At 53.1% G+C, this 24,194-nt stretch carries 24 protein-coding genes and 2 tRNA genes; 15 read left to right on the forward strand and 11 right to left on the reverse strand.

Annotation, left to right across the window (positions count from 1 at the left end; genetic code table 11):
- Positions 1-2: 2 nt before the first annotated feature.
- From BR04_RS05360 to BR04_RS05370, 3 genes are all read right to left on the reverse strand, one after another.
- The gene (locus BR04_RS05360; RefSeq protein ID WP_496354972.1) at positions 3-428 is read right to left on the reverse strand and encodes a MarR family winged helix-turn-helix transcriptional regulator; all 426 of its coding nucleotides are present in this window, start codon (positions 426-428) and stop codon (positions 3-5) included.
- Positions 429-534: 106 nt separating this feature from the next.
- Positions 535-1,464: a helix-turn-helix transcriptional regulator gene (locus BR04_RS05365; protein ID WP_496354973.1), complete on the reverse strand. Its 930-nt coding sequence runs from the start codon at positions 1,462-1,464 to the stop codon at positions 535-537.
- The gene (locus BR04_RS05370; protein WP_496354974.1) at positions 1,465-1,725 is read right to left on the reverse strand and encodes a zinc ribbon domain-containing protein; all 261 of its coding nucleotides are present in this window, start codon (positions 1,723-1,725) and stop codon (positions 1,465-1,467) included. It lies immediately after the preceding gene.
- Positions 1,726-1,944: 219 nt separating this feature from the next.
- Between BR04_RS05370 and BR04_RS05375 the strand changes: the two genes are divergently transcribed.
- The 7 genes from BR04_RS05375 to BR04_RS05405 all read left to right on the forward strand — a co-directional run bounded on the left by BR04_RS05375 (position 1,945) and on the right by BR04_RS05405 (position 7,584).
- Positions 1,945-2,754: a DUF3108 domain-containing protein gene (locus tag BR04_RS05375; protein WP_496354975.1), complete on the forward strand. Its 810-nt coding sequence runs from the start codon at positions 1,945-1,947 to the stop codon at positions 2,752-2,754.
- Between the two features lie 133 nt (positions 2,755-2,887).
- The gene (locus BR04_RS05380) at positions 2,888-3,280 is read left to right on the forward strand and encodes a DnaJ family domain-containing protein (RefSeq protein WP_496354976.1); all 393 of its coding nucleotides are present in this window, start codon (positions 2,888-2,890) and stop codon (positions 3,278-3,280) included.
- On the forward strand, positions 3,277-3,912 hold the full coding sequence (locus BR04_RS05385; protein WP_496354977.1) for an SHOCT domain-containing protein: 636 nt from the start codon (positions 3,277-3,279) through the stop codon (positions 3,910-3,912). The genes BR04_RS05380 and BR04_RS05385 overlap by 4 nt, the downstream gene beginning before the upstream one ends.
- Positions 3,909-4,847: a D-alanine--D-alanine ligase family protein gene (locus tag BR04_RS05390; RefSeq protein WP_496354978.1), complete on the forward strand. Its 939-nt coding sequence runs from the start codon at positions 3,909-3,911 to the stop codon at positions 4,845-4,847. Before BR04_RS05385 ends, BR04_RS05390 begins: the two co-directional genes overlap by 4 nt.
- 181 nt (positions 4,848-5,028) lie before the next feature.
- Complete coding sequence (purD, locus tag BR04_RS05395; RefSeq protein WP_496354979.1) at positions 5,029-6,795, forward strand: phosphoribosylamine--glycine ligase; 1,767 nt, start codon at positions 5,029-5,031, stop codon at positions 6,793-6,795.
- Positions 6,785-7,459, forward strand: coding sequence for an L-threonylcarbamoyladenylate synthase (locus BR04_RS05400; protein WP_496354980.1), 675 nt, complete (start codon positions 6,785-6,787; stop codon positions 7,457-7,459). Before purD ends, BR04_RS05400 begins: the two co-directional genes overlap by 11 nt.
- 38 nt (positions 7,460-7,497) lie before the next feature.
- A tRNA-Leu gene (locus tag BR04_RS05405) sits at positions 7,498-7,584 on the forward strand.
- Between the two features lie 86 nt (positions 7,585-7,670).
- Here the strand turns inward: BR04_RS05405 and BR04_RS05410 are convergent.
- Positions 7,671-8,189, reverse strand: a complete 519-nt coding sequence (locus tag BR04_RS05410) for a GNAT family N-acetyltransferase (RefSeq protein WP_496354981.1) — start codon at positions 8,187-8,189, stop codon at positions 7,671-7,673.
- A complete protein-coding gene (locus tag BR04_RS05415) occupies positions 8,182-8,793 on the reverse strand; it encodes an SET domain-containing protein (protein ID WP_496354982.1) in 612 nt (203 codons plus the stop codon). Before BR04_RS05415 ends, BR04_RS05410 begins: the two co-directional genes overlap by 8 nt.
- 228 nt (positions 8,794-9,021) lie before the next feature.
- On the opposite strand from BR04_RS05415, the gene BR04_RS05420 reads away from it, so the two are divergent.
- From BR04_RS05420 to BR04_RS05440, 5 genes are all read left to right on the forward strand, one after another.
- Positions 9,022-9,453: a hypothetical protein gene (locus BR04_RS05420; protein ID WP_496354983.1), complete on the forward strand. Its 432-nt coding sequence runs from the start codon at positions 9,022-9,024 to the stop codon at positions 9,451-9,453.
- A gap of 109 nt (positions 9,454-9,562) precedes the next feature.
- Positions 9,563-9,742: a tautomerase family protein gene (locus BR04_RS05425; protein ID WP_496354984.1), complete on the forward strand. Its 180-nt coding sequence runs from the start codon at positions 9,563-9,565 to the stop codon at positions 9,740-9,742.
- Positions 9,743-9,800: 58 nt separating this feature from the next.
- On the forward strand, positions 9,801-10,556 hold the full coding sequence (locus BR04_RS05430; protein ID WP_496354985.1) for an acyl-[acyl-carrier-protein] thioesterase: 756 nt from the start codon (positions 9,801-9,803) through the stop codon (positions 10,554-10,556).
- A gap of 361 nt (positions 10,557-10,917) precedes the next feature.
- On the forward strand, positions 10,918-13,173 hold the full coding sequence (locus BR04_RS05435) for a HAMP domain-containing methyl-accepting chemotaxis protein (RefSeq protein WP_496354986.1): 2,256 nt from the start codon (positions 10,918-10,920) through the stop codon (positions 13,171-13,173).
- Between the two features lie 144 nt (positions 13,174-13,317).
- Positions 13,318-13,890 (forward strand): chalcone isomerase family protein, encoded by a 573-nt coding sequence (locus BR04_RS05440; RefSeq protein ID WP_496354987.1) that lies wholly within the window; start codon positions 13,318-13,320, stop codon positions 13,888-13,890.
- 158 nt (positions 13,891-14,048) lie between these two features.
- Here the strand turns inward: BR04_RS05440 and BR04_RS05445 are convergent, their stop codons facing one another.
- Positions 14,049-16,070: an oxidoreductase gene (locus tag BR04_RS05445; protein ID WP_496354988.1), complete on the reverse strand. Its 2,022-nt coding sequence runs from the start codon at positions 16,068-16,070 to the stop codon at positions 14,049-14,051.
- Between the two features lie 619 nt (positions 16,071-16,689).
- Here BR04_RS05445 and BR04_RS05450 point away from each other — a divergent pair.
- The 3 genes from BR04_RS05450 (at position 16,690) to BR04_RS05460 (ending at position 19,732) form a co-directional block, all read left to right on the forward strand.
- On the forward strand, positions 16,690-17,835 hold the full coding sequence (locus tag BR04_RS05450; RefSeq protein WP_496354989.1) for an acyl-CoA dehydrogenase family protein: 1,146 nt from the start codon (positions 16,690-16,692) through the stop codon (positions 17,833-17,835).
- Between the two features lie 68 nt (positions 17,836-17,903).
- Entirely contained in the window at positions 17,904-18,686 is a 783-nt protein-coding gene (locus BR04_RS05455) for an electron transfer flavoprotein subunit beta/FixA family protein (RefSeq protein WP_496354990.1), read from the forward strand.
- 17 nt (positions 18,687-18,703) lie between these two features.
- A complete protein-coding gene (locus BR04_RS05460) occupies positions 18,704-19,732 on the forward strand; it encodes an electron transfer flavoprotein subunit alpha/FixB family protein (protein WP_496354991.1) in 1,029 nt (342 codons plus the stop codon).
- Positions 19,733-19,837: 105 nt separating this feature from the next.
- Here BR04_RS05460 and mltA read toward each other — a convergent pair whose 3' ends face one another.
- The 5 genes from mltA to BR04_RS05485 form a co-directional block, all read right to left on the reverse strand.
- The gene (mltA, locus tag BR04_RS05465) at positions 19,838-21,118 is read right to left on the reverse strand and encodes a murein transglycosylase A (protein WP_496354992.1); all 1,281 of its coding nucleotides are present in this window, start codon (positions 21,116-21,118) and stop codon (positions 19,838-19,840) included.
- 11 nt (positions 21,119-21,129) lie between these two features.
- Positions 21,130-22,401, reverse strand: a complete 1,272-nt coding sequence (locus BR04_RS05470; RefSeq protein ID WP_496354993.1) for a DNA recombination protein RmuC — start codon at positions 22,399-22,401, stop codon at positions 21,130-21,132.
- A 216-nt stretch (positions 22,402-22,617) separates the two neighbouring features.
- Positions 22,618-22,809, reverse strand: a complete 192-nt coding sequence (locus BR04_RS05475) for a hypothetical protein (protein WP_496354994.1) — start codon at positions 22,807-22,809, stop codon at positions 22,618-22,620.
- A gap of 289 nt (positions 22,810-23,098) precedes the next feature.
- Positions 23,099-23,175: transfer RNA gene (locus BR04_RS05480), tRNA-Met, on the reverse strand.
- Positions 23,176-23,264: 89 nt separating this feature from the next.
- A partial coding sequence (locus BR04_RS05485) for a DUF3426 domain-containing protein (RefSeq protein WP_496354995.1) occupies positions 23,265-24,194 on the reverse strand: 930 nt, incomplete at its 5' end.

The following is a 24,194-nucleotide window of genomic DNA, read 5'->3' on the forward strand; positions in this document are numbered from 1 at the left end:
CCCTATTCCTTTTTAATTTCAGGACACCCTTTGGCCATTAACCGGCAGAGTTCCTGATACTCCGGCACTTCCAGGGCTTTTTCAAAAGCCCTGGCTGTGCGTCTGTAAACATTGTCCTCTTCCCGTTCCAGACAGAGAGACTTTTCCGTAGCCTGAAGCAGGGTGGCCCGACCATCTTCTGGGCAGGGGATTCGCCGCAGATAGCCCCTGCTTTCCAGCTTTGTCGTCATGGTGCTGGCTGAAGCCTTGCTCACCTTCATCGCTTGAGCCAGATTTGTAAGACGCATGCCGGAAGGCTCTGTCATCAGGGTATAGAGGTAGGCCATTTCACTGTGCGTGAGTTCAAGACCACCGCTTTCCCGAACAATTTCCCGCCAAAGCTGCCACATGTGTGATTCCAGTTTTTTCAGACTTCTTGTGAGATCCATTTCCCCTCCTCTATTGTTAGTAAGCCTAACTAAATTAAAATTGTTTGTCAACTCCGTCGGCCTTCCCTTAAAAAGGTACGAAAACAATAAAAATATCTGTGCCTTATCAGGATTTTGCACAAAGCGCAGCAAGACGTGTGGCCCAGTCCCGGATACGGGCTTTGGCATGGGGAGGTTCCAGAACTTCCACCAGAGGCCCAAAGCTCATGATCCAGCCGTAAACCCAGTCATCTTCGGGAAAGGGGAAAAACCCCATGATACTGTCATCGGGCATGAAATGCAGGCCGTCCGGACTGTAGTAATCCGTGACTCGCCCCCTGGCCGAAGGCGCAAAACGCAGGACAAAAAGGGTGGTGGGCCGGGAAGATTCCGATCCGTCCAGATCTTCAGGGCATGGGGGATGCACATCCGCGTTGAAGGACTCGGGAAGTACTTCGGCATCCAGAATCCGGGTGATCTTAAAAAAACGAAGAGCCTGACGGAGACGGCAGAACCCATAAACATACCAGGCCGATCCCTTGATGATGAGGCTGAGGGGTTCAATGGTTCGAACGGTAATGGCTCCGTCGGGTGCCGCATACCGAAAATTTATGATCTGGCTGTTTTCCACGGCCCGGTACACTTCCTGAAAAAGCTGGCGCCTGCCTGCATCCAGACCCCAGGGCGTAAAATCCATGATCAGGGTCTGGTGTTTTTTTCGCTGTCCTCCGGATCGGACAAGGTTTCTGAGTTTTTCTTCGGTGTATTTCAGCTCATTGGGATGTAAAAGACTGTTGAGCCGCCCCACAAGAGCCACCAGGGAAGCAAGCTCCTGCGGGGCAAAGTAATACCGATCCACGGTGCAGGTATCAAGAATCCGGTATCCGCCTTCCTTGCCCCTGTCCGCATATACAGGAATCCCGGCAAGGGCCAGAGACTCCATGTCCCGCTGTATGGTACGGAGAGACACTTCAAAGTGCGCAGCCAGTTCCCTGGCCGTGGCCTTTTTCCGGTTGATCAGATGGAAAATGATGGCAAGAAGGCGGTCGGTCTTCATTTACTTTTCCTGCCACCGTGCCAGATTGGGCAGGGTGTTTTCCAGAAGGGCCCGGGCCTCCTTTTCGGGCATTCCCGAATCCACCATATGGGGAACACAAATCGCTATCATCTCTTCCATGGTCACATCCTGGATGAAGGTACCCTCCTGATAGCAGTAGGTGCAGAACTCCGCCGTCAGTGCACCGTTTTTATCCGTGCCTTTCATCTTCTCTTCCACAATGGGCATACCACAGCTCTGGCAGAATGTTGTGTCAATCATGGTTGTTTTCTCCTCGCTTATTTTGGGGTAGCATGATGCGCATGTCCGGAAACATTTTCCGGCACTACCTTACAGTATTCAATACGACAGCATCCTGTCGTATTTCGTAAAAAAAACTCACACAGAAAAACAAGCCCTTTTCCGAAACAGGACGGCAGGTCTCCCCTCAGAAGGCCTGGACGGTACATTCACAGGCACTCCATGCCAGACAGGGGAACCATGCAGTCAGACTTACCCGCCTTCTCTTTCAGGGCATTTCTCCTGATCCCTTTGCTGTTTCTCCTTCCTCTACCCGCATGGGCCCAGACCGATCTGCCCTTTGTTCCCGGAGAAAGGCTGGAGTTTATCCTGAGATGGCAGAATGTTCCCGCCGGAAGCGCCTGCCTGGAAGTGCTGCCCCCCACCACCATGGAAGGGGAAGCAGCCTGGCATTTTGTCATGACAGCCCGATCCAACAAAGCCATTGACCTCTTTTACAAGGTACGGGATCAGATTCATGCCCACACGGATCTCGGGATGAACCGATCCCTCTCCTACCATAAACAGCAACAGGAAGGCCGTCACAAACGGGACGAGAAGGTGACCTTTGACTGGGAAAAGGCTCAGGCCCAATATGCCAACTTCGGTGAGAAACAGGAACCCATCCCATTGATGGATGGAAGTTTTGATCCCCTCTCAGCCCTGTATTTCAGCCGTACCCTGCCCCTTGAAACGGGTCTGCTGGTGGAACGTCCCGTGACCGATGGCAAGAAAAATGTTCTGGGGAAACTCCGGGTTCTGGAACGGGAAACCATCACCCTCAGAGATGGCCGAAGTTTCGATACCTATCGGGTGGAACCGGAAATGCCCCATATCAGCGGTGTCTTTAAAGAAAGTCCCGGTTCCCGTATCGAAATCTGGCTTACCGCAGATGCACGGCGCATTCCTGTCCGGGTACGGAGCAAGGTCACCATCGGGCATTTCATTGCCGAGCTGGTGTCCGCAGAAGGACTGCGGGAAGCGTCCCCTCCCTCCCCTGAGGCCCCCTGAGCTTCCGCAGACGTCATGGCAAAATCCGACAGTCCCGTCCCGGAAGACCGGTTGCCAAATGGGCCATGATTTTATAAGGTAATGCCTTTCCTGAGGCGGGGCGCAGGAAAAACAGAACCCCTGAGGACAAAATATGCTTTCTGATAAAATCGCTGAAGAAAAAATTCTGGAAGCCCAGAAACGGGGGCTTTTTTCCAATCTTCCCGGTTCCGGCCTCCCCCTTCCCTCCGAAGAGCTCTTTATTCCGGAAGATCTCCGTATGGCCTACCGCATGCTGAAAACCGCAGATTTTCTCCCCCCGGAGCTGGAACTCAGAAAAGAAATCCACAACACGCGGGAGCTTCTGGAAGCCACACCGGATCTTGCGGAAAAACAGAAAGTGCTGACCCGCCTCAACCTCATGATCCGAAAACTGAACATTCTGCAACCTTCACGCCCAGACCGGGAAATCCCGGAACACTACCTGCCCAGGGTGGTGGAACGTCTTGAAAAAAACACTCCTGAACAGACAGATGGATACCCATGAAATTCCGACGCAGAAAAAAAGAAGCCCAGGCCCGGCCCAACCCCAGACCCCAGCGTGAGCCTCTGCCCACCGAAGGGCTTGCCAGCAGTGTTTTCCTGGCCTATGGCATTGTCCTGCTCAATGTCCTTCTTGTAGCCGCCATTGGTCTCCTTGTGCTTTTTTTCCGGGGTGTGGTGCACTACATGACCTGGATTTTCGCAGCAGGGATCATCGCCCTCTTTGCCACAGGCTATTATTTTCTCCGCCGTATGCGGGATGAACAGCGCAAACTGAAGGAAATTCTGGCTCTGCCCGAATTTGCGGGCAGAAATGTGGAAATCAGTCTTCTGGGAGGCTTTGCCGCTCTGCGTATGGGCCAGAAGAAAATCAGCCCGCCGACCCTGTCCGGCCCTGAAGGATATTCCTTCCTGCAACTGGAGGCCCCGGAAGGTATCCGGGTACGGGATCTGACAGAGCTGGGCCGCATGCTTGAAAAGGGACTGATTACCCGGGAGGAGTATGACCTGGCCAAGCAGGAGCTTTTCCGCAACAGCCACCAGCCCGTCCTTCCGGAAACGGCAACCGCGGAAGACCGTGTTGTGGACATCACACCCCACACTCCGGAGGTGGAAAGGACGGTAAGAGGCTTATGAAAAAAATACGGCTGGCCCTGATTACGGGAGGGACTTCCAATGAACGGGAAGTGGCCCTTGCCGGTGCCAAAGCGGTGGAAGCAGCCCTCAACCCGGCCTCCTATGCCATCACCCGTTATGATGCGGCAACGGATCTTCCCCGCCTTATTCAAAACAGGGATGAAATTGATTTTGCCTTTCTCATCGTTCATGGCGAAAACGGGGAAGACGGCAGGCTCCAGGGTCTTCTGGATCTGCTCCATCTTCCCTACCAGGGTTCCGGTGTTCTGGGCAGTGCGCTTGCCTGCAACAAACTGGCGGCCAAGGATATTTTCCGCTTCAGGGGACTGCTTACCCCTGCCTGGGAAACCTTTGACCGCTTTACACCGGAACTGGAAGCCCTGCTTGTGGAAAGTATCGGCCTTCCCATGGTCATCAAGCCCGCCCATGGGGGATCCAGCCTGGGCATGAGCATTGTGCATGAAAGGGAAAAGATCCGGGAAGCCTGTGAACTCTGCCTTTCCTGCGGCCCCCAGGGGCTTGCGGAACCCTATATCCAGGGCCGGGAACTGACCTGTGCCGTCTGGGGGGATGCGCCTGTGGAGGCGCTGCCTGTCATTGAAATCCGGCCCGGAAAGGAATTTGCCTTTTTTGATTACACGGCCAAATATACCCCCGGTGCCACGGAAGAAATCTGCCCCGCTCCCATCCCGCCAGAGGTGGCCCTCAGGGTGCAGGAAGCCGCCATTCTGGCCCACAAAAGTCTTTACTGTGAAGGCTACAGCCGTTCGGACTTCATTCTTCGTGGTGAAGAACTCTACATTCTGGAAACCAATACCCTTCCCGGGATGACCCAGACCAGCCTGCTGCCTCTGGCTGCCAGAACAGCAGGGATCTCTTTTTCGAAATTGATTGACGGTCTGATCCAGTTGCGGTTAAAAAAGGGGCGTTTATAGGCGTTTCATCTTGAAAAATCGCAGATTTTATACAATCTCTCATAAAGAGATTCCGCTCTGGTGAAAGCCAGGGCTTTTTTTTACAAGGCCCCAGGCATGGCAGACTCCTGAGGCTTTTTGTCATCCAGCCAACAACGAACGGACAGAGGGATAGCTGAAAATCCCAGCACAAGGAGAATCCATGAATATACTTGTCATCGGAAGCGGCGGTCGGGAGCATGCCCTGGTCTGGAAAATCCATCAGAGTCCCAGGGTCAAACAGATTTTCTGTGCACCGGGTAATCCCGGAATGGCGGGCATGGCCCAGTGCGTCCCCATCCCGGCAGAGGATATCCCAGGCCTTCTCACCTTTGCTGTGGAACAAAAAATCGATCTGACCGTGGTCGGGCCGGAAGTTCCCCTTGCAGCAGGTATTGTGGACTTTTTTTCCGCCAAGGGCCTGAAGATTTTCGGGCCTTCGGCAAAGGCGGCGGAGCTGGAAGCCTCCAAGGCCTTTGCCAAGGATCTGATGCTGCGGTACGGCATCCCTACCGCAAGAGGACAGAGTTTTACGGATCTGAATCCGGCCCTGGCCTTTGCCGAAGCCCTTAAGGGGCAGGTGGTGGTGAAGGCCGATGGGCTGGCGGCAGGTAAAGGGGTTGTGGTCTGCTACAGCCTGGAAGAAGCCCAGGCCGCCATCCGGAGCATGCTGGGGGACAAGGTCTTTGGCGATGCGGGGGCCACCATTCTGGTGGAAGAACGGCTGGATGGGGAAGAGGCCTCCATCCTTGCCCTGACCGATGGCAAGACGGTACTGGCCCTGCCCTCCTCCCAGGATCACAAGGCGGTCTTTGACGGGGATAAAGGCCCCAACACCGGCGGTATGGGAGCCTATTCCCCGGCACCTGTGGTGGATCTCTTCATGCAGCGCAAAATCATGAAAGAGGTAATGCTTCCCGCAGTCAAAGCCATGGCCAAAGAAGGCCGCCCCTTCAAGGGGGTACTTTACGCCGGTCTTATGATTCACAAGGATCAGATCCGGGTACTGGAGTTCAACGCCCGCTTTGGGGATCCGGAAACCCAGCCCCTCATGATGCGCATCCAGTCCGATCTTGTGGATCTTATGGAAGCTGTGGTGGAAGAACGCCTGGACACCTGTACCCTGAAGGTGGATCCCCGGGTTGCGGTCTGTGTGGTGATGGCAGCAGGCGGATATCCGGGCAGTTATGCCAAGGGAGAAAAGATTCTGGGGCTTGAAAAGGCGGGAAAGCATCCGGATGCGGTGGTCTTCCATGCGGGTACGGCCAGGGATCAGGAACACATTGTCACAAACGGCGGCAGGATACTGGGAATCACGGCTCTGGGGAATACGGTGCAGGAGGCAAGGAAGCAGGCCTACGCTGCCGTTTCTGATATTTCATTCAACAAGTGTCACTACCGAAAGGATATTGCCATGAAGGCCATTGAAAAGGAAAGCCGCCCCCCCCGCGTGGGCATTGTCATGGGAAGCGATTCCGACCTTCCCGTCATGATGGAAGTGGTATCCGTTCTTAAAAAATTTGATGTCCCCTATGAAATGACCATCGCTTCTGCCCACAGAACCCCGGAAAAAGCAGCCCGTTTTGCGGCAACGGCCAGAGAAAAGGGCATGGGGGTCATCATCGCCGGAGCCGGTCATGCGGCCCATCTGGCAGGGGCCATGGCGGCAGGCACCACCCTTCCCATCATCGGTGTCCCCATTGATTCTTCCGCTCTTCAGGGCCTCGATGCCCTGCTCTCCACCGTGCAGATGCCTCCCGGCGTTCCCGTGGCCACAGTGGCCATTGGCAAGCCCGGTGCCTACAACGCAGGAATTCTTGCCGTACAGATGCTTTCCATTGCCGATGCGGATCTTGCCGGAAAACTGACTGCCTTCAAGCAGGAAATGGCCGATAAGGTTGAAGAAAAGGCCAAGGCTCTTGTTCCCTGATACACCCTGCCCTGGACATACAGTCCACACCCTTCATCCCTGCTTTCCGGATGCCGCCCTGCTTGCAAAGGCCGGTGCCTGCATCCGGGAAGGGGGGCTGGTGATCTTCCCCACTTTCTGCCTTTACGGCATAGGAGTGGATGCCCTGAATCCCGCAGCCATCCAGCGGGTTTTCCGGGTCAAGGGAAGGCCCGAAACCAACCCCCTGCTGATCCTGGTGCCGGATATGGCTTCAGCCCTGGATCAGGTACAGGACGTCTCTTCGGAGGCCCTGCGGCTTATGGAGATCTTCTGGCCGGGACGCCTTACTCTGGTACTCCGGGCCAGACCCCATCTTCCGGAAAGCCTTACGGCAGGAACGGGAAAGATCGGCATCCGGGTTCCGGAACATCCTGTGGCCGCAGCCCTTGTCCGGGCCGCAGGAAGACCGCTTACCGGAACCAGCGCCAATCTTTCGGGGCAGCCCGGAGCTGCCCAGGTGACAAAGATTGACAGGGCCGTAAGGGAAGGCGCCGATCTTATTCTGGATGCCGGTGTCCTTCAGGGCGGGACAGGCTCAACTGTGGTGGATCTGACCTGCACCCCTCCCCGTATTCTCCGGGAAGGGAGGGTTTCTGCGGAAAAAATTCTGACGGCTCTTTCCGGAAAGCGTCAAGACCATTGACAAAATGACGGTTCTCCTCTACATAAGCCTACGCATATGCCGGAGTGGTGGAATTGGTAGACGCAGCGGACTCAAAATCCGCCGGGCTTATGCCCTTGAGAGTTCGAGTCTCTCCTCCGGTACCATCTGAAACGAATCAAGATCCTGAAAGCCAAGACAGGCCTTCAGGATCTTTCTTTTTAGGACGGGGGTAACAAGAAGGCACAAAAATTCAATACGCTTGCGTGCTTTCCTCCTCCATGCAGATAACGCAATAGGTATAGCTTTCCCCGGTATCAAACCAGTTATCAAAACAGGCCATTTCCTTGCCTCCCAGAACCTTGAAATTCTTCAGGGAGCCGTTTCCCCGGAAATGTCCGCCCACCTTGCGGAATCCGGCATCCTTTACCGTATCCAGAAAGGCCCGGAGCAGCTTTTTCCCAAAGCCCTGATTCTGAAATTCCGGCAGGGTGACAATATTGAAAAGATACACCAGATCGTCCACGTCATTGTGAACTTCATGGAGGCGCAGTTCTTTACAGGCCTCCGTACAGGGCTGGAATCCCACCACATTGCCCACATAACGGTTCTGAAAACGAGCCACCAGCCCCAGGCTGTTTTCTTTTTGAAGCGCTTCCAGATAGCCCTCCGAAGACTCCCGGATATTTTCCGGAAAGATGGCTTCAGATGCCAGAATATCCTGCTCAAATTCGTAAAAGGTATCGGCTGTGAGGGGAATGAAATCAAGCATGGGCACAGCCTCCCCTGTCACCGGAAAAATAACAGATACGGATGGAGTCCGCGGTCTCCTCGCCCTTTGCAATGCGCAGGGCTTTTTGAAGGTTTTCCTCTGAAAGAAGCTTTGAAAGGGGCTGGCTGACCTTGTCGAAAAAACGGAAGGCCTCCGTCAGTTGCGTATCCCATCTGTCCGCATAACGCATGAGATCATCGGGCAGCACACGGCCCCGGTCGCATCCGGGTTCGGGAAGACAGTCAAAGGGTTCGATGATGTTGAAAAATCCATAGTCATTGGTGACCTGCTGCCCTGCCGCAATATCCGTAACGGCCAGTTCAAAACCATAGGGCGTAAGGATACAGGTGGGCCGGAAGCTGTGGTTTACAAAACGGGTGTTGTCCCAGCAAAAAACCCAGCGGCCCAGGCGATCCCGGAAACAGTAGGTTTCCAGAATTTCCTGATACACGGGTTCCAGACTGCGAACCTCCGATTCCGTAAAGACCCGGTCAAAGCGATCCTGTACCCAGACCACGGTTCCCTTGGGGATGGGCCGGGTGGCGAAAACACCTCTGCCGATTTCTTCATTGATAAAGCGCACTTCCGTATGGGGGTGCAGCATGGATTGGGGATTCCTTCTTGGATGTTCAGGGAAGAGAGATGGTCTGGACGAAAGGGGTTTTCGTCCTGTTGCATACCATCCGGATCTGATCTACAGAGAGTGGAAACCCAAGTCAAGGATCAAGAACGATGTTCCATAAAAAAATCAATAGTTACAATAAGTTATTGCTTGATTTTATAATTGGGCGACCTATCTTTGAGCAGGAAAAATCAAAGAGAGGAGCTTATGATGAAATCATGGAGAAGTACCCTTATCCGCCTGACACTGGCCCTGACACTGACAGGGACATTTTCATCCCCCTATGCCATGGAACTGCAAGCCCTGTCAGAAGGGGAAATGGCAGAATGCCGTGCCCAGATGGGGCTTTCCGCTGCCCTTGTCCCTGCCCTTGTCCCCCATTTTGAAAAACGCTATCTTCCCGGTCAGGAACGTCTTTTTTCCGCCGATATTTCCGGAGAAGCGGCACGGCACATTGGTGGGACGATGCACCTTGAGGGCGATACCCTTATTCTGGATCACTATACTGTTCAGACACCGGAAAGAACCTATGCCCATGTCCGGCCCGCAGGGTTTCAGAGCGGGCCGGATTTCGGAACCTTCCACATGGGAGAACGGATCATATCCGTCTCCGGCTATATCCGGATTTTCCAGAAGCCGTAAGTTTTCATGCTTGGGAAAAAGGACATTTCCAGCTATACAGAATGAATGCAGGTAAGGCCCGTGATATCTGGCCCTGTTTTCAAAAACATCATTTCACAAGGAATATCCTATGCCCATCATCACCATTGCCCTGAAGGAAGGGCGCAGTCCGGAACAAAAAGCAAAGGTCGCCCAGGAGATCACCCGCATTGTGGCGGAAACCATGGAAGTGGATCCTTCCAAGATCTGGATCCGCTTTGATGATTTTTCGCCTCAGGACTTTGCCACAGGCGGTAAGCTGCACGGTTAAGCCCCATATTCTGGATCCGATGATACAAAGACGGGTTTGCAAAACACAGGAAAGAGCCATGGAAAAAGAGGGGGAACAGGGGATATTTGTTCAGCACTGCCAGGTCGGCTATTCCCAGGTAGGGCTGGATGGCTGCCTGAAACCCGTGGCTGCCCTGAATCTCTGTCAGGATGTGGCCAGCCGCCATGCCTTTGCCCTAGGCGTTTCCGCCCTGCACATGGAAGCCCGGAACAGGATCTGGGTGGTGCATCGCTATCATTTTGATTTTTATCGTTTTCCCCGATGGGATGAGGTCTTCTCCATCCGTTCCTGGCGCGCCCCTCTCCGGCGACTCTATGAAATGCGGCGTTTTGTCTTCCTCGACGCAGAAGAACGCCCCCTCATGGAGAGTACCTGCGCCTGGGTGCTTGTGGACAGGGGGACGGGGAAGCCTGCCCGGCTTGACCGCTCCCTGCCTCCCCAGTTCTGCGAGGCTGAGGGGAAAATTCCCTTTGAGTTTGACGATCTTCCCCTTCCCGATGCCGGAGCGGCCTGTCTTCGGTTTCGGGTTCTTCAGGAGGATATGGATTACAACCGTCATGCCAACAATACCGCTTACCTGAAATGGGCCCTTGAAGCCCTCAGTCCGGAAGAACTTTTCCCCTGCCGTATCCGGAAACTGGATATCCGCTATCATCACGATATCGGACTGCATCAGAACCTTGACGTTCACACCTCCCGACAGGGTTCTGACGGCAATACCCTGATCCAGTCCATACACGAGGGGCAGGAAAAACGTCTTCTCACCAGCCTTCGCATCCATCTTACACTCTGAGACAAGCAGCCCGTCAAATTTTTACCGGATTTATCATGCCGTCGCCTCCTGTTTCCGTCCCCAAAACCCCGGATATTCTCAAAACGTCAGAAACCCTGTTTTTTTTCAAAAGTCCCGTTTGACCCGAAAATCCATGCGTGCTAAAAATGACGACCTTTTTCAGGCATCAAACGGTACAGATTCACCTTGGGATCCCCCCGAAAGCAGTACCTTTTCAACACATGAACATTGTTTTGATTTCTGTTGTCTGCCCCGTCTTTTTTAACAGAAAAGAATTACGCTGTGATAAGGCCTTCATCTTCAATCCTCCAGAAAGATTTTTCCCGTACAGATTTTTGAATATATTAAGGAAAAAACGATGATGAAATTTTTTGATAATCTCAGGATGGGCACCAAGCTTGTCGGTGGTTTTGGTGTGGTGCTACTGCTCTTTGCCTGCGTCATGGGGCTTTATCAGGTGACCGTAAAATCCACGGCCCAAAATTTTCAGAATCTCATGCGGGTGCATGTATCCATGGCGAACCAGGCCTCGGAGATTCAGACACTCATGAAACAGTGTCGCATTGCAGAAAAAGATTTTCTTGCCACTCTGGACAGAAAATACCTTGCAGACATTGAGCACGCCATCAAAGAACTGTCCTCAAAATCCCATGAAATGATGGACAAGGCCCGGGCAGCAGATGACAGAACGAGTATCCAGAGGGGGGAAGAGATTGTTCGCCTGATGGATAGCTATGCCCAGCGTTTTCAGGAGCTGAGTGCCGCCTATGAGATCCGCGGGCTGGATGCCTCCTCCGGTCTCAGGGGCGTCTTTGCTGAGGCCTCTCAGCGTCTCGGAGTTGAGATGAGCTATGTGGATGTGGAAGACCTGTATCTGTACATGCTTCGCATCGTTCAGATGCAGAACCGCTACAGCATGGAAAAAGATACGGAGATCCTGGGAGAGCTTGACACTCTGGTGAAGATGTACCCTGACATCCTCACCCAGTCTGCGGCCAATGAAGGCATGGTCAAAGACCTGATGGGTGAAATGATGGGACTGTATGCGGAGGCCCTCGCGGCATTGAAGGCGGCCCCCTCTCCTCAGGAAAAAAGTGTCCACCTCGGCGAGATGGAAGAAGCCATTGCGGAACTGGATGGGGTTTTCAGCACCTGCTTTTTACCCAATGTCAAACCCTACCTCCTGGAAATCTGGAACCGGGAGAAAAATTATCTCCTGCACCGGGGGCCGCAGGAGGCAGAGCAGGTGCGGGAAAGCATGACGGTACTTTTCAAACGCATTGAGGGAAGCCGTATTATCGAGGATTATAAAAAGCACGTCACACGCTATCTTGAGGCCTACAGGGGAGCCTTCGAAGCACTGGTTGCCGAGGATATGCGGATTGAGGTTCTGTACGGCGGAATGCTGGAGGCCGTCAATCTTGCGGAACCCCTGATCCATACCCTTTTCATGGAAGCCCGCAGTCAGGCGAACCAGGGCAGTCTGCGGGTGGATCAGGATGCGGAAAAACGCTCCCGTCTTGCCCTTTTCATTGGGATTGCCGCCATGATCACAGGGTTTTCCCTCTCTCTTTTCATTACACGAAAAATCACGGTTCCCATTGCAAGGGCCGCTGCCTTTTCCAGAAAGATGGCCAGAGGCGATTTCACAAGCAGACTCGACATTGAACAGAAAGATGAAATCGGCTTATTGGCTGAGGCCCTGAACGGTATGGTGAAAGGGCTTGGAGACGTCATTCGTCACATTGCTCTGGATGTCCGAACCCTGTCCGATGCCTCCATGTCCCTGAAGGAAATCTCCTGCGATATGGCGGGCAGCGCCAGGGAAACTGCGGAGCGTTTTGGCTCTGTGGCTTCTGCTTCGGAAGAAATGAGCGCCAATCTGACCTCCATTGCCGCAGCCATAGAAGAAACCTCAGCCACCCTGAACAGTGTCGCCGCCGCTTCAGAAGAAAATACGGCCACCAGCACGGAAATCGTCCGGAGCACGGACGAGGCCAGCAGGATCTCCAGGGAGGCGGTGAAGCAGGCGGAAGGCACGTCTGCGGACATGCAGGCCCTTGCCAGGGCAGCCTCTGATATCGACAAGGTAACGGAAACCATAGCGGAGATTTCCGAGAATGTCAGTCTCCTTGCCCTGAACGCCACCATCGAGGCCGCCAGAGCCGGGGATGCGGGCAAGGGTTTCACCGTTGTGGCCAATGAATTGAAAATCCTGGCCACCCAGACCATCGAAGCCACAAAAAAGATCCGGAAACAGATTGAGCATGTTCAGCAGACCGCCGCAGGCACCGTTACGGGTATTGAAACCATATCCACAACCATTGTCCGGGTGAATGAAATCATCTCCAGCACAGCCGGAAATATTGCGGATCAGTCCAGCGCCACCCATGAAATCAACATCAATGTGGCCCAGGGCTCTCTGGCCATTCAGGAAGTGACCCGAAATGTGGCCCACTGCTCCACGGCATCCAATGAAATCTCCGGTGATATCAGTGGTGCCAACAAAGATGCGGCAAAAATCTCGGAAAACAGTCTCCGGCTCAACAACAGCGCCGAAGACCTGTCCCATCTGGCTGAAAAACTCAGGCAGATTGTGGGGCAGTTTCAGGTATGAGGTTTTTTTGGATCTCCGTGATCGGCAGCCTTTGTGATCAGGCGTACAGGCTGCCGGATCACGGAGAAGGTACAGGGGGGCATGGTTTCCCCATGCTTTTGGACGATGTCTGTTTTTCAGCACATTTTTTTGAAAGGAGCTTTCATGTTTAAGAAAAGTCTGTTGTGCTTATCCCTTTTGTTTCTTGTCGTCACAACGGTTCCTGCGCGGGAAGTTGGCAGGATTGATGTACCGGAAACCCTGACTCTGGAAGACGGTGCGACATCCCTTGTTCTGAACGGGGCCGGCGTACGCAGCAGATTTGGGTTTAAGGTTTATGTTGGATCGCTTTATCTGAAGGAAAAAAGTTCGGATTCAAAAATAATTGCCGCAGCGGATGAGCCCATGGCCATTACCATGGTCTGGGTGAGAGACATCCCCCTTGACAAGATCACGGATGTTTATGTGGAGGCCTTCAAGTACGCGGCCATCAACAAAGATGAATCCCTTCAGAAAAATATTGATGCCTTCATGGCGGCCCTCAGACCCTGTGAAAAAAATGCCGTTACAAAAATCGTTTATATTCCCGGCAAAGGAACCTCCATGTATTACAATGACACCCAGACCCTGCATGTTGAGGGGATGGCTTTCAAAGAAAGCCTTTTCAGAATCTGGCTTCTGGAAGAGGACACCTTCACCGGAGACAAGACGGTTCGGGCCGGAATGCTGGGGAAGTAGACCGGGAAAAATAAAAATTTTTCCCGGTTCCCTCAGATGGAGATCAAAAAACGGAAAAATCCCGCCCCCGAAAGGGAGGCGGGATTTTTATTCAGGATTGGGAATTTTCCCGGCCCCTTAGTTTTCTGTATGTCTGAACCTGAAGCTTCTGCTTCTCCTTACACAGCCCGGCCTGCGGCATACCCCTGATGCACAGCATCAAAGGCAAGACCGATCTTACCGGCATCTCCCACCACAGTGCAGGGAATATTCAGGGCCTCAATGTCCATTTTCAGCACAGCAAGGGGTCTTGAACCTGCTGCCAGCACCACGGAGTCCGCAGGAATCAGCTCCAGCCCATCCTTTCCTTCCACCTTTACCCCTTCCTTTGTAATTTCAAGGGCCTTGGTAGTCACATCCGTCCGGATACCGATGCGCTGCATTTCCTGAAGCATGGTCCAGCGGGTGGATCTCCCAATATCTTTTCCCACAGCCTGGGTCATTTCAATGAGGGTCACGTTTTTGGTTCCCTTTGTGGCCAGCTCATAGAGTTTTTCCACATCATCTGCCCTGTTGACGAAGAGGAATTTCAGCTCCTCTCCGGAAAGGGTTCCCTTTTCTCCAAGGAAGATGGCCGTTTCCACACCCACGGCCCCACCGCCGATAATAACCACCTCTTTGCCCGTATGGGCACGATCTTCCAGCACATCCCAGGCCTGCACCACATGGGGCAGATCTGCACCGGGAATGGGGGGAGAAAGGGGCTCCGCACCTGTGGCCAGAATCACGGCATCGGGCCTTTCCTTTTCCAGCAGGGCTTTGTCCACAGGGGTTTTCAGCATCACCCGGATATTGTTCACCTGCACCTGAACAGCCAGATCCTTCGCCAGTTCCGCGAATTCTTCCCGACCCGGAGGAGCCGCAGCCAGATAAAGCTGACCTCCAAGACGGCCTGAGGCTTCAAAAAGGGTCACATCATGCCCCTTTTCATGGGCCGCCAGGGCAGCGCACATCCCCGCAGCCCCGCCACCGATGACAAAAACCCTTTTGGGCTTGTTCGTGGTGACGGGAGCCATTTTGAATTCATAGCCCGCCCTGGGATTGCAGAGACATTCCACATGCTTGAATTTAAAAAGATTGTCAAAACAGCCCTGGGCGCAGGCAATGCAGTGGATAATTTCATTTTCCCGCCCTTCTTCCGTTTTTTTCGGTAAAAAGGCATCGGCAATAAGACTGCGGCCCATGGCCACCATATCACACATGTCATCCGCAATGAGCCTTCTGGCATCTTTGGGATCGTTGATGCGGTGACTGGCGATTACGGGAACCGTCACCACTTCCTTGATGCCCCGGGCAAGATAGGCATAGACCCCTCTGGGAACACTGGTGACGATCTGGGGGATGCGGGCTTCATGCCAGCCCACATTGACACAGAAGGCATCCACCAGACCAGATCCGGAGAGTTTCCGGGCATAGTCCCGCAGCTCCACCCGCCCCATCCCCTCGGGCATGAGGTCGTTGCCGTTCATGCGGATGATCACAGGATAATCCGGGCCTACGGTTTTGCGGATGGCAGTGAAGATTTCCATGGCAAAACGGCATCGGTTTTCAAAGGATCCACCGTATTCATCTTCCCGCCTGTTGGTGAGCGGGGAAAGAAATTCGCTGATGAGATAGCCTGTGCCACTCAGGACTTCCACCCCGTCATAACCCGCAGCTTTCACCCGGCCTGCGGCTGCGGCAAAGTCGTTGACGGTCTGCCGGATATCTTCCTGAGTCATGGCCCGTGGCACTTCATGGGTCAGTTTGGAGGCAATGGCCGAAGGGGCCACAGGTTGCTTTCCGTTAAGCAGCAGGGAATGGTTGTAACGGCCTGAGTGGTTGATCTGTACCAGAGCGCGGGCTCCATGGGCCTGGATGGCCTCGGCAAGGCGTTTCATTCCGGGAATATGGGCATCTTCATGGGCACCGATATGGCTGGGATTGGCGGCAAGTTCATTGACAGTGGCATAGCCTACGCAGATGGCACCCGCCCCCCCTTTGGCCCTTTCCGCATAAAAGGCGACAATCTGCTCGCTTACCGTATAATTTTCACACATGGCAAGGTGCATGGCCGGCATGTAGATGCGGTTTTTTACTGTCATGCTGCCGATCTGGATGGCCTGGAACAGGGGGTCGATGCCTCGGGTCACTTTGCTCATACTGCCTCCTTAGGAAAAAAAGTTTCGTATACAAAATTTATATGAGATTTTTGGGTTACAGATTCATGTCCTTCATGACGCACATGGGTTTTGATTTTATTGTCAGGTGATAATTTCAAATGAAAGGGCACTGTGGGGAAGCATGAAACCATAATAGCTTGCATACTAACTAAATCCCATTTCAGAAAAATCGTCAAGTTTTTCCTTTAAAAAAATACCTTTGACCTTGAAAAACAAGGGGTTCCAGAATAGTCGGCCGGATACGGGGAGACTGTTTTCCGGTAAGAGGAGCAGAGTGACGGCCAAGGATCTCCCTGGACGGGCAGCACCCTTTTTCTGCGTTTATTCCCAAAAAAGAGAATTTTTACACGGTAGAAAAAAGCCATATTCTTATTTCATATAACCAGATTCCTTCTGAGAATGGAATAAATAAACATAATCTTTTATTTTCTTTGTTTTTCTTAAAAAATTAAAGAAAAACATAAAATAAATTCAGATCCATTCTCCGATAGCAGAAAAAGTATTTGCTATGTACGCAAACATTTGATCTACAATAAATTACATTCCGTACAGCACCCCCCTTACCTTTTTATGAACGTCGTCAATGAAAGGATTTTCCATGGATTTCAATTTGTCTCCCCTTGAAAAAATGGTTCAGAAAACCGCCAAAGATTTCTGTGACAAAGAAGTTACCAAAATTGACGCCTATATGGCCGAGCACAAGGATTATCCTCCCGATCTCCTCCAGCGTTTTGCCAAGGCAAGACTTCTGGGCATGGATGTTCCCAAAGAGCTGGGGGGCATCGGCAGCACCAACTTCAACCTCATCCTCTTTGCCGAAGAAATTGGCAAAACCGGATCCACCTGCATGCTGCCCTTTTTCATGAACAATTCCGTGGCGGAAACCATCTGTCACTGGGGTACGGAAGAGGTGAAAAAAAAGTTTGTGCCTCCTCTGTGTGATGGCAGCGCCTGGGCCAGCATGGCCTTCACCGAACCCGGAACCGGCTCCGATCCCAAGGCCCTGACCATGGTGGCCGAACCCGATGGGGATGATTTTATCCTCAACGGCACCAAGCGTTTCATCAGCATGGCCAACAAACCCGGCTACGGCATCTTTTTTGCCAAGGATCTTTCCATGCAGGGTGCCAAAACCGATACAACCGCCTTTATCGTGGACAAGTTCAGCCCTGGCATCACCTGCTCCGGCCATTATGAGCTGATGGGTCTTGACGGTGCCGACACCTGCGACATTTTCTTCAAGGATGTACGTGTTCCCAAGGCCAATATCCTCGGTGAACAGGGCAAGGGGTTCAAGATTCTGCTGCGCTGGATTGCCGGTGAACGTATCCAGCAGGCGGCTGCCCTTGTGGGCGGTGCCCAGGGTGCTCTGGAAGAAGCGGCCCGATACAGCAAGGAGCGTGTGGTGAGCGGTTTCCCCCTGGGCTTCATGCAGGGATTCACCTGGATGCTGGCGGAAATGAAAACCAAGGTCGATGCCTGCCGGCTCATGGTGTACAATGCCATCCTGCTTCAGGATCAGAAAAAACCCTTTGAAGTTCCCTCCGCCGAACTCAAGGTTTTTGTGGTGCCCATGGTACAGGAGGTCTGCCGTATGGCGGTACAGATCCATGGTTCTTACGGCTATTCCAAGGAATACAAGGTGGAAAAATTGTTCCGCAACGCCATGCATGGCGGTATTGTGGCCTCCAGCCTTGAAATCAACAAGACCATTGCGGGTATGGCCTATCTGGCCGGTCGCTGAAACAGGACTGATGTGGCCGCTGGCCCTGGTCACCGGCCCTTTTCCAGGGAGTATTTTAAGGAAGCACCATGAATATTATTGTCTGCATCAAACAGGTACCGGACGTTACGGAAGTGAAATGGGATGAAAACGGATCGCTGATCCGCACCGGACTTCCCAGCATTATCAACCCCAATGACAAACATGCCCTTGAGGCGGCCCTCGCCCTGAAGGATGTCCACGGTGGCACCATCACCGTGATTTCCATGGGGCCTCCCCAGGTGGAAGAATCCCTGCGGGAAGCCCTGGGCATGGGATGCGACCGCGCCATCCTTCTGACAGACCGCAAATTCGGCGGTGCCGACTGCTGGGCAACGGCCTATACCCTGGGCCTTGCCATCCGGAAAATCGGTGCCTTTGACATGGTCATCACCGGTGTAGAGGCCATGGACGGCAACACCGCCCAAGTGGGGCCTGAAATTGCCGATTTCCTCAAGCTTCCCCTCTGCTCCTATGCCCTGGATATCCGTTGTGAAGGGGATAAGGTTTTTGTTCTGCAGAACATGGGGGACATGGTACGGGAGCTGGAAGCCCCCCTGCCCTGCCTCATCACCGCAGAAAAAGAGCTGAACGAACCCCGTGTCGCCCCCATGGACATGCTCATGGAAGCCTATGCCAAGGAAATTGAAATCTGGGGCATGGATGCCCTGGATGGTGACCCCGCCAACTTCGGCCTGAAAGGTTCGCCCACACGGCTGCGCAAGGTTTTCAGTCCCAAGCGGATCAAGGGGAAGGTGGAGATTCTGGAGGGTGATCCCGCAGAGTCCGCCCGCAAGCTTGTGGAAAAGCTCAAAGAACACAACTTTATCTAAATCAGGGTGAACCTATCATGACAGATACCAAGGATTTCAGTGATTATAAAGGCGTCTGGGTTTTCATTGAACAGCAGGAAGGAAACCTGACCCGAACGACCCTTTCCCTGGAAATGCTGGGAGAAGGCCGTAAACTTGCCGACAAGCTCGGTGCCCCCCTGACCGCCTTCCTCCTGGGCCACAATGTGGGAAAACTGGCGGAAGAGCTGATTCTCTACGGAGCGGACATCGTTCTTCTCGCCGACGACCCTGCCCTGGCTGAATACCGGACGGGACACTACACGGACATCATCTGCAAGGAAGCCCTGGAGAGAAAACCTGATGTGCTGCTTGTGGGTGCATCTCCTGTGGGAAGGGATCTCGCCCCCCGCATTTCTTTCCGTCTCCATACGGGATGTACCGCGGACTGCACCCTTCTGGATATTGATGAAGAGAAAAAAATTCTGGTCTCCACCCGCCCTGCCTTTGGGGGCAACGTGATGGCGACCATTCTCTGCCCGGATCACCGGCCCCAGATGTCCACGGTGCGGCCCGGTGTCATGGACATGCCCGTCAAAGATACCGCCCGCAGAGGTGAAGTGGTGGCCCTGAGCCTTTCCATTGATGAAACCGCAGATCCCGTAAAAGTGCTTTCCGTGAAAAAACGGGAGCACAGCGGTATCAATATCCGCGAAGCGGAACGGGTTGTCTGTGTGGGAATGGGTGCAGGGGATACCCAGACCTTTGCCCGGCTTGAAGAACTGGCCAAAGAGCTGGACGCCCAGGTCGGGGGCACCCGTCCTGTGGTGGAAGCCTGCCTCATCACCCACGACTGCCAGATCGGCCAGACCGGCAAAACCATCCGGCCGGAGCTTTATCTTGCCGTAGGCGTTTCCGGTACGGTACAGCATACCACGGGGATGTCCGAAGCCAAAACCATTGTGGCCATCAACAAGGATGCCAAGGCGGAAATTTTCAATTTTGCCCACTACGGTATTGTGGGGGATGCCTCCAAAATTGTTCCCGCCCTGATTGACCAGATCCGCAAAGCCAAGGCTGCCCGTTAAACAGTTCCGGGGTATGCCCTCTTAAAAAAAATACACCATCTCCTGGAACACCATCCCCAGGGATGGTGTATTTTATACTGTGCGTACTGCCCCTGCCTTCCCCCCCTACTGCGGTTTCAGCACCAGAAAAAACATCTCCCCGGGATGCTGCATATGGCCTGCCGTTGTTTCCGCGTACCCGTCATTGCCCCAGAAAATATCCGCCCGTCCGCTGCCCCGGATGGCCCCCCCCGTATCCTGAGCAGCCATAAAGCGGGAAAAGGGCCGCCATCCGGCAATATTCCCATCCGCAAAAAGCAAAGGCTTGAGCGTATGAATAAAGGCCGGTGCACCATCGGGAAAAATTCTGCGATCCACAGCCAGGGAACGACCTGGAGTCAGGGGGAAACCCAGGGCACCGAGGGGGCCTTCCGTTACCGTATGAAAAAAAACATAGGAGGGATTGGAGCCTAAAATTTCCCGCTGTTCCTCCGGATGTTCCTCAAGGTACCTCCGGATACGCTGCATGGACATTTCTTCTTTTGGAATCCTGCCTGTCTGGATCAGATGGGTTCCGATGGAACGGTAAACCCTTCCATTCTGCCCCTTGTAATGCATACGGATAAACCCGCCCTCTTCCAGATACACAATACCGGATCCCTGCACCTGAAGAAAAAATTTATCGATGGGGCAGTCGATATAGGCAAGAACCGGGGCCTTGCCCTCCAGCGCCCCTTCGTGGCTAATGCTGTCCCGATCCGGATAAGGCTCAAAAGTTTTTCCTGTCCAACGTCCCAGGATGCGTTTTCCTGCGTACTCGTTTCCGAAAGGGGAAAGATCCACTTCTGCAAGATCTTCCGGCATGCCATGAAGGGGGACGGAAAAGCGCTCGCTTTTCTGGAGACTTCCCGTAAGCAGAGGCTCATAATATCCCGTGAACAATACCTTTCCCGCAGGCCGGAGATCGCTGCCCGGGGACGGTGTACCTGCGGCCCGGTAAACGAAAAAGGTTTCCCGGATTCTCTCGTTCAAGGCCCTGCCATCCAGCCGCTCCCGGATAAGATTCATGAGGTAAAGGGTGGAATCCGCCATATGGCGGGCAGAATACACATCCCCCCCAAAGCGGACAGGCCGCTCCGGCGGCAGGCGACGGTAAAATTCAAAGCTCCCATGCAGAACTGCCATCAGCCCTTCATACTCAAGGTCATCCTCAAAAAAAGGATACTGTTCCGAAGCAAGACGCACAAGAGCTGGCGGATCTTCCGGAGGAGATGCCGATGCATCCTGTATTGCCGGAGTTTTCCCCGTACATCCTCCCATCCAGATCAGCACCATTCCCACAAAGAGAGCCTGAAGAAGCCCCGCCCCCTTTTTTTGTCGAATCGCTTTTTTTAAAAAAAACACCATTAAAAATTCCTTTAAAAAAGATCACTTTGGTGCGGTACTTCCTCCTGCATCCTGTTCTCTGCAAGGTGAACGGGAATATCCACACTCCGGGATTCCGGGATACGGGTTTCCCCGGCAATACCCATATCCTCAAACTGCCGAAGACAGGGAAGAACACGACGCTGAAAGGCACCCGCCATCTCGTTGTAGGCCTTCAGCCCTTTTTCCATATCCTGACCCAGGCGGTTCATGTGGCCGGAAAAACGCAGCAAACGCTGGTGCAACTCCTTTCCCATGGCAACAATATTTTTGCTGTTTTCATAGGAAGCCTGCTCTCGCCATACCAGAGCGATGGTTTTCAGCATGGCGATGAGGGTAGAGGGTGTGGCCAGAAGTACATTACTGGCCGCTGCCTGTTCCAGGAGTCCCGGTTTTTTTTCCAGGGCGGCAGAAAAAAAACTTTCACCAGGAATAAAGAGAATCACAAATTCAGGAGAAGGTGTGAACTGGCGCCAGTAGCTTTTCTGGGAAAGCAGACGGATATGTTCAGCGACCTGCCGGGCATGTCCGTCAAGACCTTTCCTGGCAGCTTCTTCCGTATCGGCCTCCATGGCATCCAGGTAAGCCGCAAGGGGCACCTTGGCGTCCACGACAACCTGACCGCCTCCGGGAAGGGTAACGACCATGTCCGGCCGAAATCGCCCCTCTTCCGTTTCTGTCTGTACCTGTTCCGTAAAATCACAATGACTTGAAAGACCGCTGATTTCCACAACCCGCCTCAGGGTGATCTCTCCCCAGCGGCCCCGTACCTGAGGCTGCCTCAGGGAGGAAACAAGACGCTGAGTTTCCGTTTTCAATTCCGCCTGGGCATGACCCAGCAGGCTGAGCTGACGGCCAAGATCCCCCAGGCTTCTTTCTCTTTCCTCTGCAAAACGCTGCACTTCCTTTTCATAGGAAAAAAGCATGTCCCTTACAGGATCCAGAAGATTGCGAAAATTCAACTCCCGTATTTCCATATTGTGCCGGGCCGTATCCAGATGTCTGGCAAAATTTCTGTCCGCCATTTCCATGAAGTAGCGCTGATTTTCCTCAAAGATTTTTGCAGAAAGCCCTTCCAGGCTACGTGTAAGACTTTCTTGCCCATCCTGAATAAAACGCAGTTTTTCTTCGCAAAGCACAAGGGACTGTTCGGTGGTACGCAGTTTTTCTTTTAAGCGTACTCTGGAATATACAAGGCAGAAACAGAAAAAAAGGCTGAGACAAAATGGTATAGCCAAAAATATTGTAACATCAGGGGCTGACATGGGTACTCTTCCATTTGGAGGATACGGGGCAGGATTTTCCCGGAAAAGATGAGATCAGAGGTACATGGGAGACGGAAACATTTTTAACGTGCCATCTGCAAAGAGACGCTTTCCTTCTGTTTATTCTTTACATGTTTTCTGGTTACTAAAAAAAATACTTTTTGGGTATCCTTTTGTTGTGTTCTTTACAAAGAAGAATTTGATTACCACCTTACCTTAGTCATGCAATCGCAGATTTTGCCCATGCGGCATTGAACCCATCGTTCCCACGCTCCAGCGTGGGAATGCATCTTGAGACGCTCCAGCGTCTTGAATCCCGGACACTGCCATGACCCAAAAGCCTTTAGGAAGTCCAGAAACCGGATACGCTTCATGTTTTGGTCTGGATTGTCCCGGTGCTTCGATCATACCCCTTTCCCTGAGAAAGGATTGCCGAGGATACTGGCCCTGGGCGCTTCTGTGCTCAGGGCCAGTAGCCTCGGAAATCCATTCTCCAGTAATGGGGCGTATCCAGTTTCTGGACTGCATACAGAATTTCGGCCATGACAGGGCCAAGATGCTGGAACGCAGGAACCATGGGGTCAATGGTGATGGGTAAAGGGATAGGGTCTGCACGGGGGAAAAAGGCTGAAAGGGGCGTTGGGACTGGATTTCAGGCAACAAAAAAGCCGCCTTTCGGCGGCTTAAATTGTGGTATTGGTGGCGATGCAGGGACTTGAACCCCGGACACTGCGGATATGAGCCGCATGCTCTAACCAGCTGAGCTACATCGCCAAACGGACTTCCGTCTGTCGAAACAAACGGAAGCTTTCTAGCAGGATCACTTTATAACGTCAACCTTAATTTTAGGCTTTTCCCTATTTTTACTGGGAAAGGGGGGAAGAACGCAGAATATCGATCTCAAACCCCGAAAGACCCGAGGGCAAATCTGAAAAGATAAACATGAAAGGTACTTCTTTGCCCGGAGGAATATTTTCTCCGATACTCCGGTCTCCCCCCCTTTTGTTCAGCACCTTTTCAATGTCCGCAATGCCCATACGGCTCAATTCCATTTCAGGAAGCACATTCCCCGCATACACCATGCGGGTAGCCGCCGCCGTCTCTCCGGAAAACAGCCTGGCTCGTAACTGCACATGACGACGGGGCTGAGGATAATCGTTACGGATTCTACCGGAAATAACAAGAAGTCTGCCTGCACTTTCATGGCTGATAAAACGGTGAGTGACCCCGATGGTCTGAATTTTGAGATTACCCGGATCCTGCACTTCTACCGTATGGTTCCCATTGCCGGATGCACCAATGAAGGGCAGGGAAATATTGTTTTTTTGCATATAAAGAAGTCCGCCAAAAATACCTGCTCCCATAAGCAGCAGAAGAAGAAGCAGAAGTAGCACAACGCGAAGTGTCTGCGATTTTCGCTCAGGCTTTCCGGAAACTTTTTCCTTTCTACTTTCAGAAAAGTCATCTGCACTAATGATGGGAGCTGCCGCCAGAACACGGGCAGGTTTATTTTGGGGAAGGGGTTCCTGAATATCCAGATCCATGGAGGCTGACTTGGCACTGACCTGGGGGGCAGAAGGGGTAGGTTCAAGGTCAAGATCCAGGGTGAGATTTTCGGTGGTGGATGCGTTAACCGGAGCCTTGGCTGCAGGCGTTTCTGCCGCAAAATCAAGATCCAGATCCAAGTCCAGACTGAAGTCTTCACTTGCCGCCTTGGCAGACGGGGCTTCGGGTTCCAGATCCAAATCGAAATCCAGACTGAAGTCTTCACTCGCCGCCTTGGCAGGTGGAGC

The sequence above is a fragment of the Desulfobotulus sapovorans DSM 2055 genome (genome assembly GCF_059569355.1).

Bases quoted from the DNA above. Each gene is read 5' to 3' on its own strand.
- BR04_RS05360 (WP_496354972.1), bottom strand. From the start codon at position 428: ATGGATCTCACAAGAAGTCTGAAAAAACTGGAATCACACATGTGGCAG.
- BR04_RS05365 (WP_496354973.1), bottom strand. From the start codon at position 1,464: ATGAAGACCGACCGCCTTCTTGCCATCATTTTCCATCTGATCAACCGG.
- BR04_RS05370 (WP_496354974.1), bottom strand. From the start codon at position 1,725: ATGATTGACACAACATTCTGCCAGAGCTGTGGTATGCCCATTGTGGAA.
- BR04_RS05375 (WP_496354975.1), top strand. From the start codon at position 1,945: ATGCAGTCAGACTTACCCGCCTTCTCTTTCAGGGCATTTCTCCTGATC.
- BR04_RS05380 (WP_496354976.1), top strand. From the start codon at position 2,888: ATGCTTTCTGATAAAATCGCTGAAGAAAAAATTCTGGAAGCCCAGAAA.
- BR04_RS05385 (WP_496354977.1), top strand. From the start codon at position 3,277: ATGAAATTCCGACGCAGAAAAAAAGAAGCCCAGGCCCGGCCCAACCCC.
- BR04_RS05390 (WP_496354978.1), top strand. From the start codon at position 3,909: ATGAAAAAAATACGGCTGGCCCTGATTACGGGAGGGACTTCCAATGAA.
- purD (WP_496354979.1), top strand. From the start codon at position 5,029: ATGAATATACTTGTCATCGGAAGCGGCGGTCGGGAGCATGCCCTGGTC.
- BR04_RS05410 (WP_496354981.1), bottom strand. From the start codon at position 8,189: ATGCTTGATTTCATTCCCCTCACAGCCGATACCTTTTACGAATTTGAG.
- BR04_RS05415 (WP_496354982.1), bottom strand. From the start codon at position 8,793: ATGCTGCACCCCCATACGGAAGTGCGCTTTATCAATGAAGAAATCGGC.
- BR04_RS05420 (WP_496354983.1), top strand. From the start codon at position 9,022: ATGAAATCATGGAGAAGTACCCTTATCCGCCTGACACTGGCCCTGACA.
- BR04_RS05425 (WP_496354984.1), top strand. From the start codon at position 9,563: ATGCCCATCATCACCATTGCCCTGAAGGAAGGGCGCAGTCCGGAACAA.
- BR04_RS05430 (WP_496354985.1), top strand. From the start codon at position 9,801: ATGGAAAAAGAGGGGGAACAGGGGATATTTGTTCAGCACTGCCAGGTC.
- BR04_RS05435 (WP_496354986.1), top strand. From the start codon at position 10,918: ATGAAATTTTTTGATAATCTCAGGATGGGCACCAAGCTTGTCGGTGGT.
- BR04_RS05440 (WP_496354987.1), top strand. From the start codon at position 13,318: ATGTTTAAGAAAAGTCTGTTGTGCTTATCCCTTTTGTTTCTTGTCGTC.
- BR04_RS05445 (WP_496354988.1), bottom strand. From the start codon at position 16,070: ATGAGCAAAGTGACCCGAGGCATCGACCCCCTGTTCCAGGCCATCCAG.
- BR04_RS05450 (WP_496354989.1), top strand. From the start codon at position 16,690: ATGGATTTCAATTTGTCTCCCCTTGAAAAAATGGTTCAGAAAACCGCC.
- BR04_RS05455 (WP_496354990.1), top strand. From the start codon at position 17,904: ATGAATATTATTGTCTGCATCAAACAGGTACCGGACGTTACGGAAGTG.
- BR04_RS05460 (WP_496354991.1), top strand. From the start codon at position 18,704: ATGACAGATACCAAGGATTTCAGTGATTATAAAGGCGTCTGGGTTTTC.
- mltA (WP_496354992.1), bottom strand. From the start codon at position 21,118: ATGGTGTTTTTTTTAAAAAAAGCGATTCGACAAAAAAAGGGGGCGGGG.
- BR04_RS05470 (WP_496354993.1), bottom strand. From the start codon at position 22,401: ATGTCAGCCCCTGATGTTACAATATTTTTGGCTATACCATTTTGTCTC.
- BR04_RS05475 (WP_496354994.1), bottom strand. From the start codon at position 22,809: ATGATCGAAGCACCGGGACAATCCAGACCAAAACATGAAGCGTATCCG.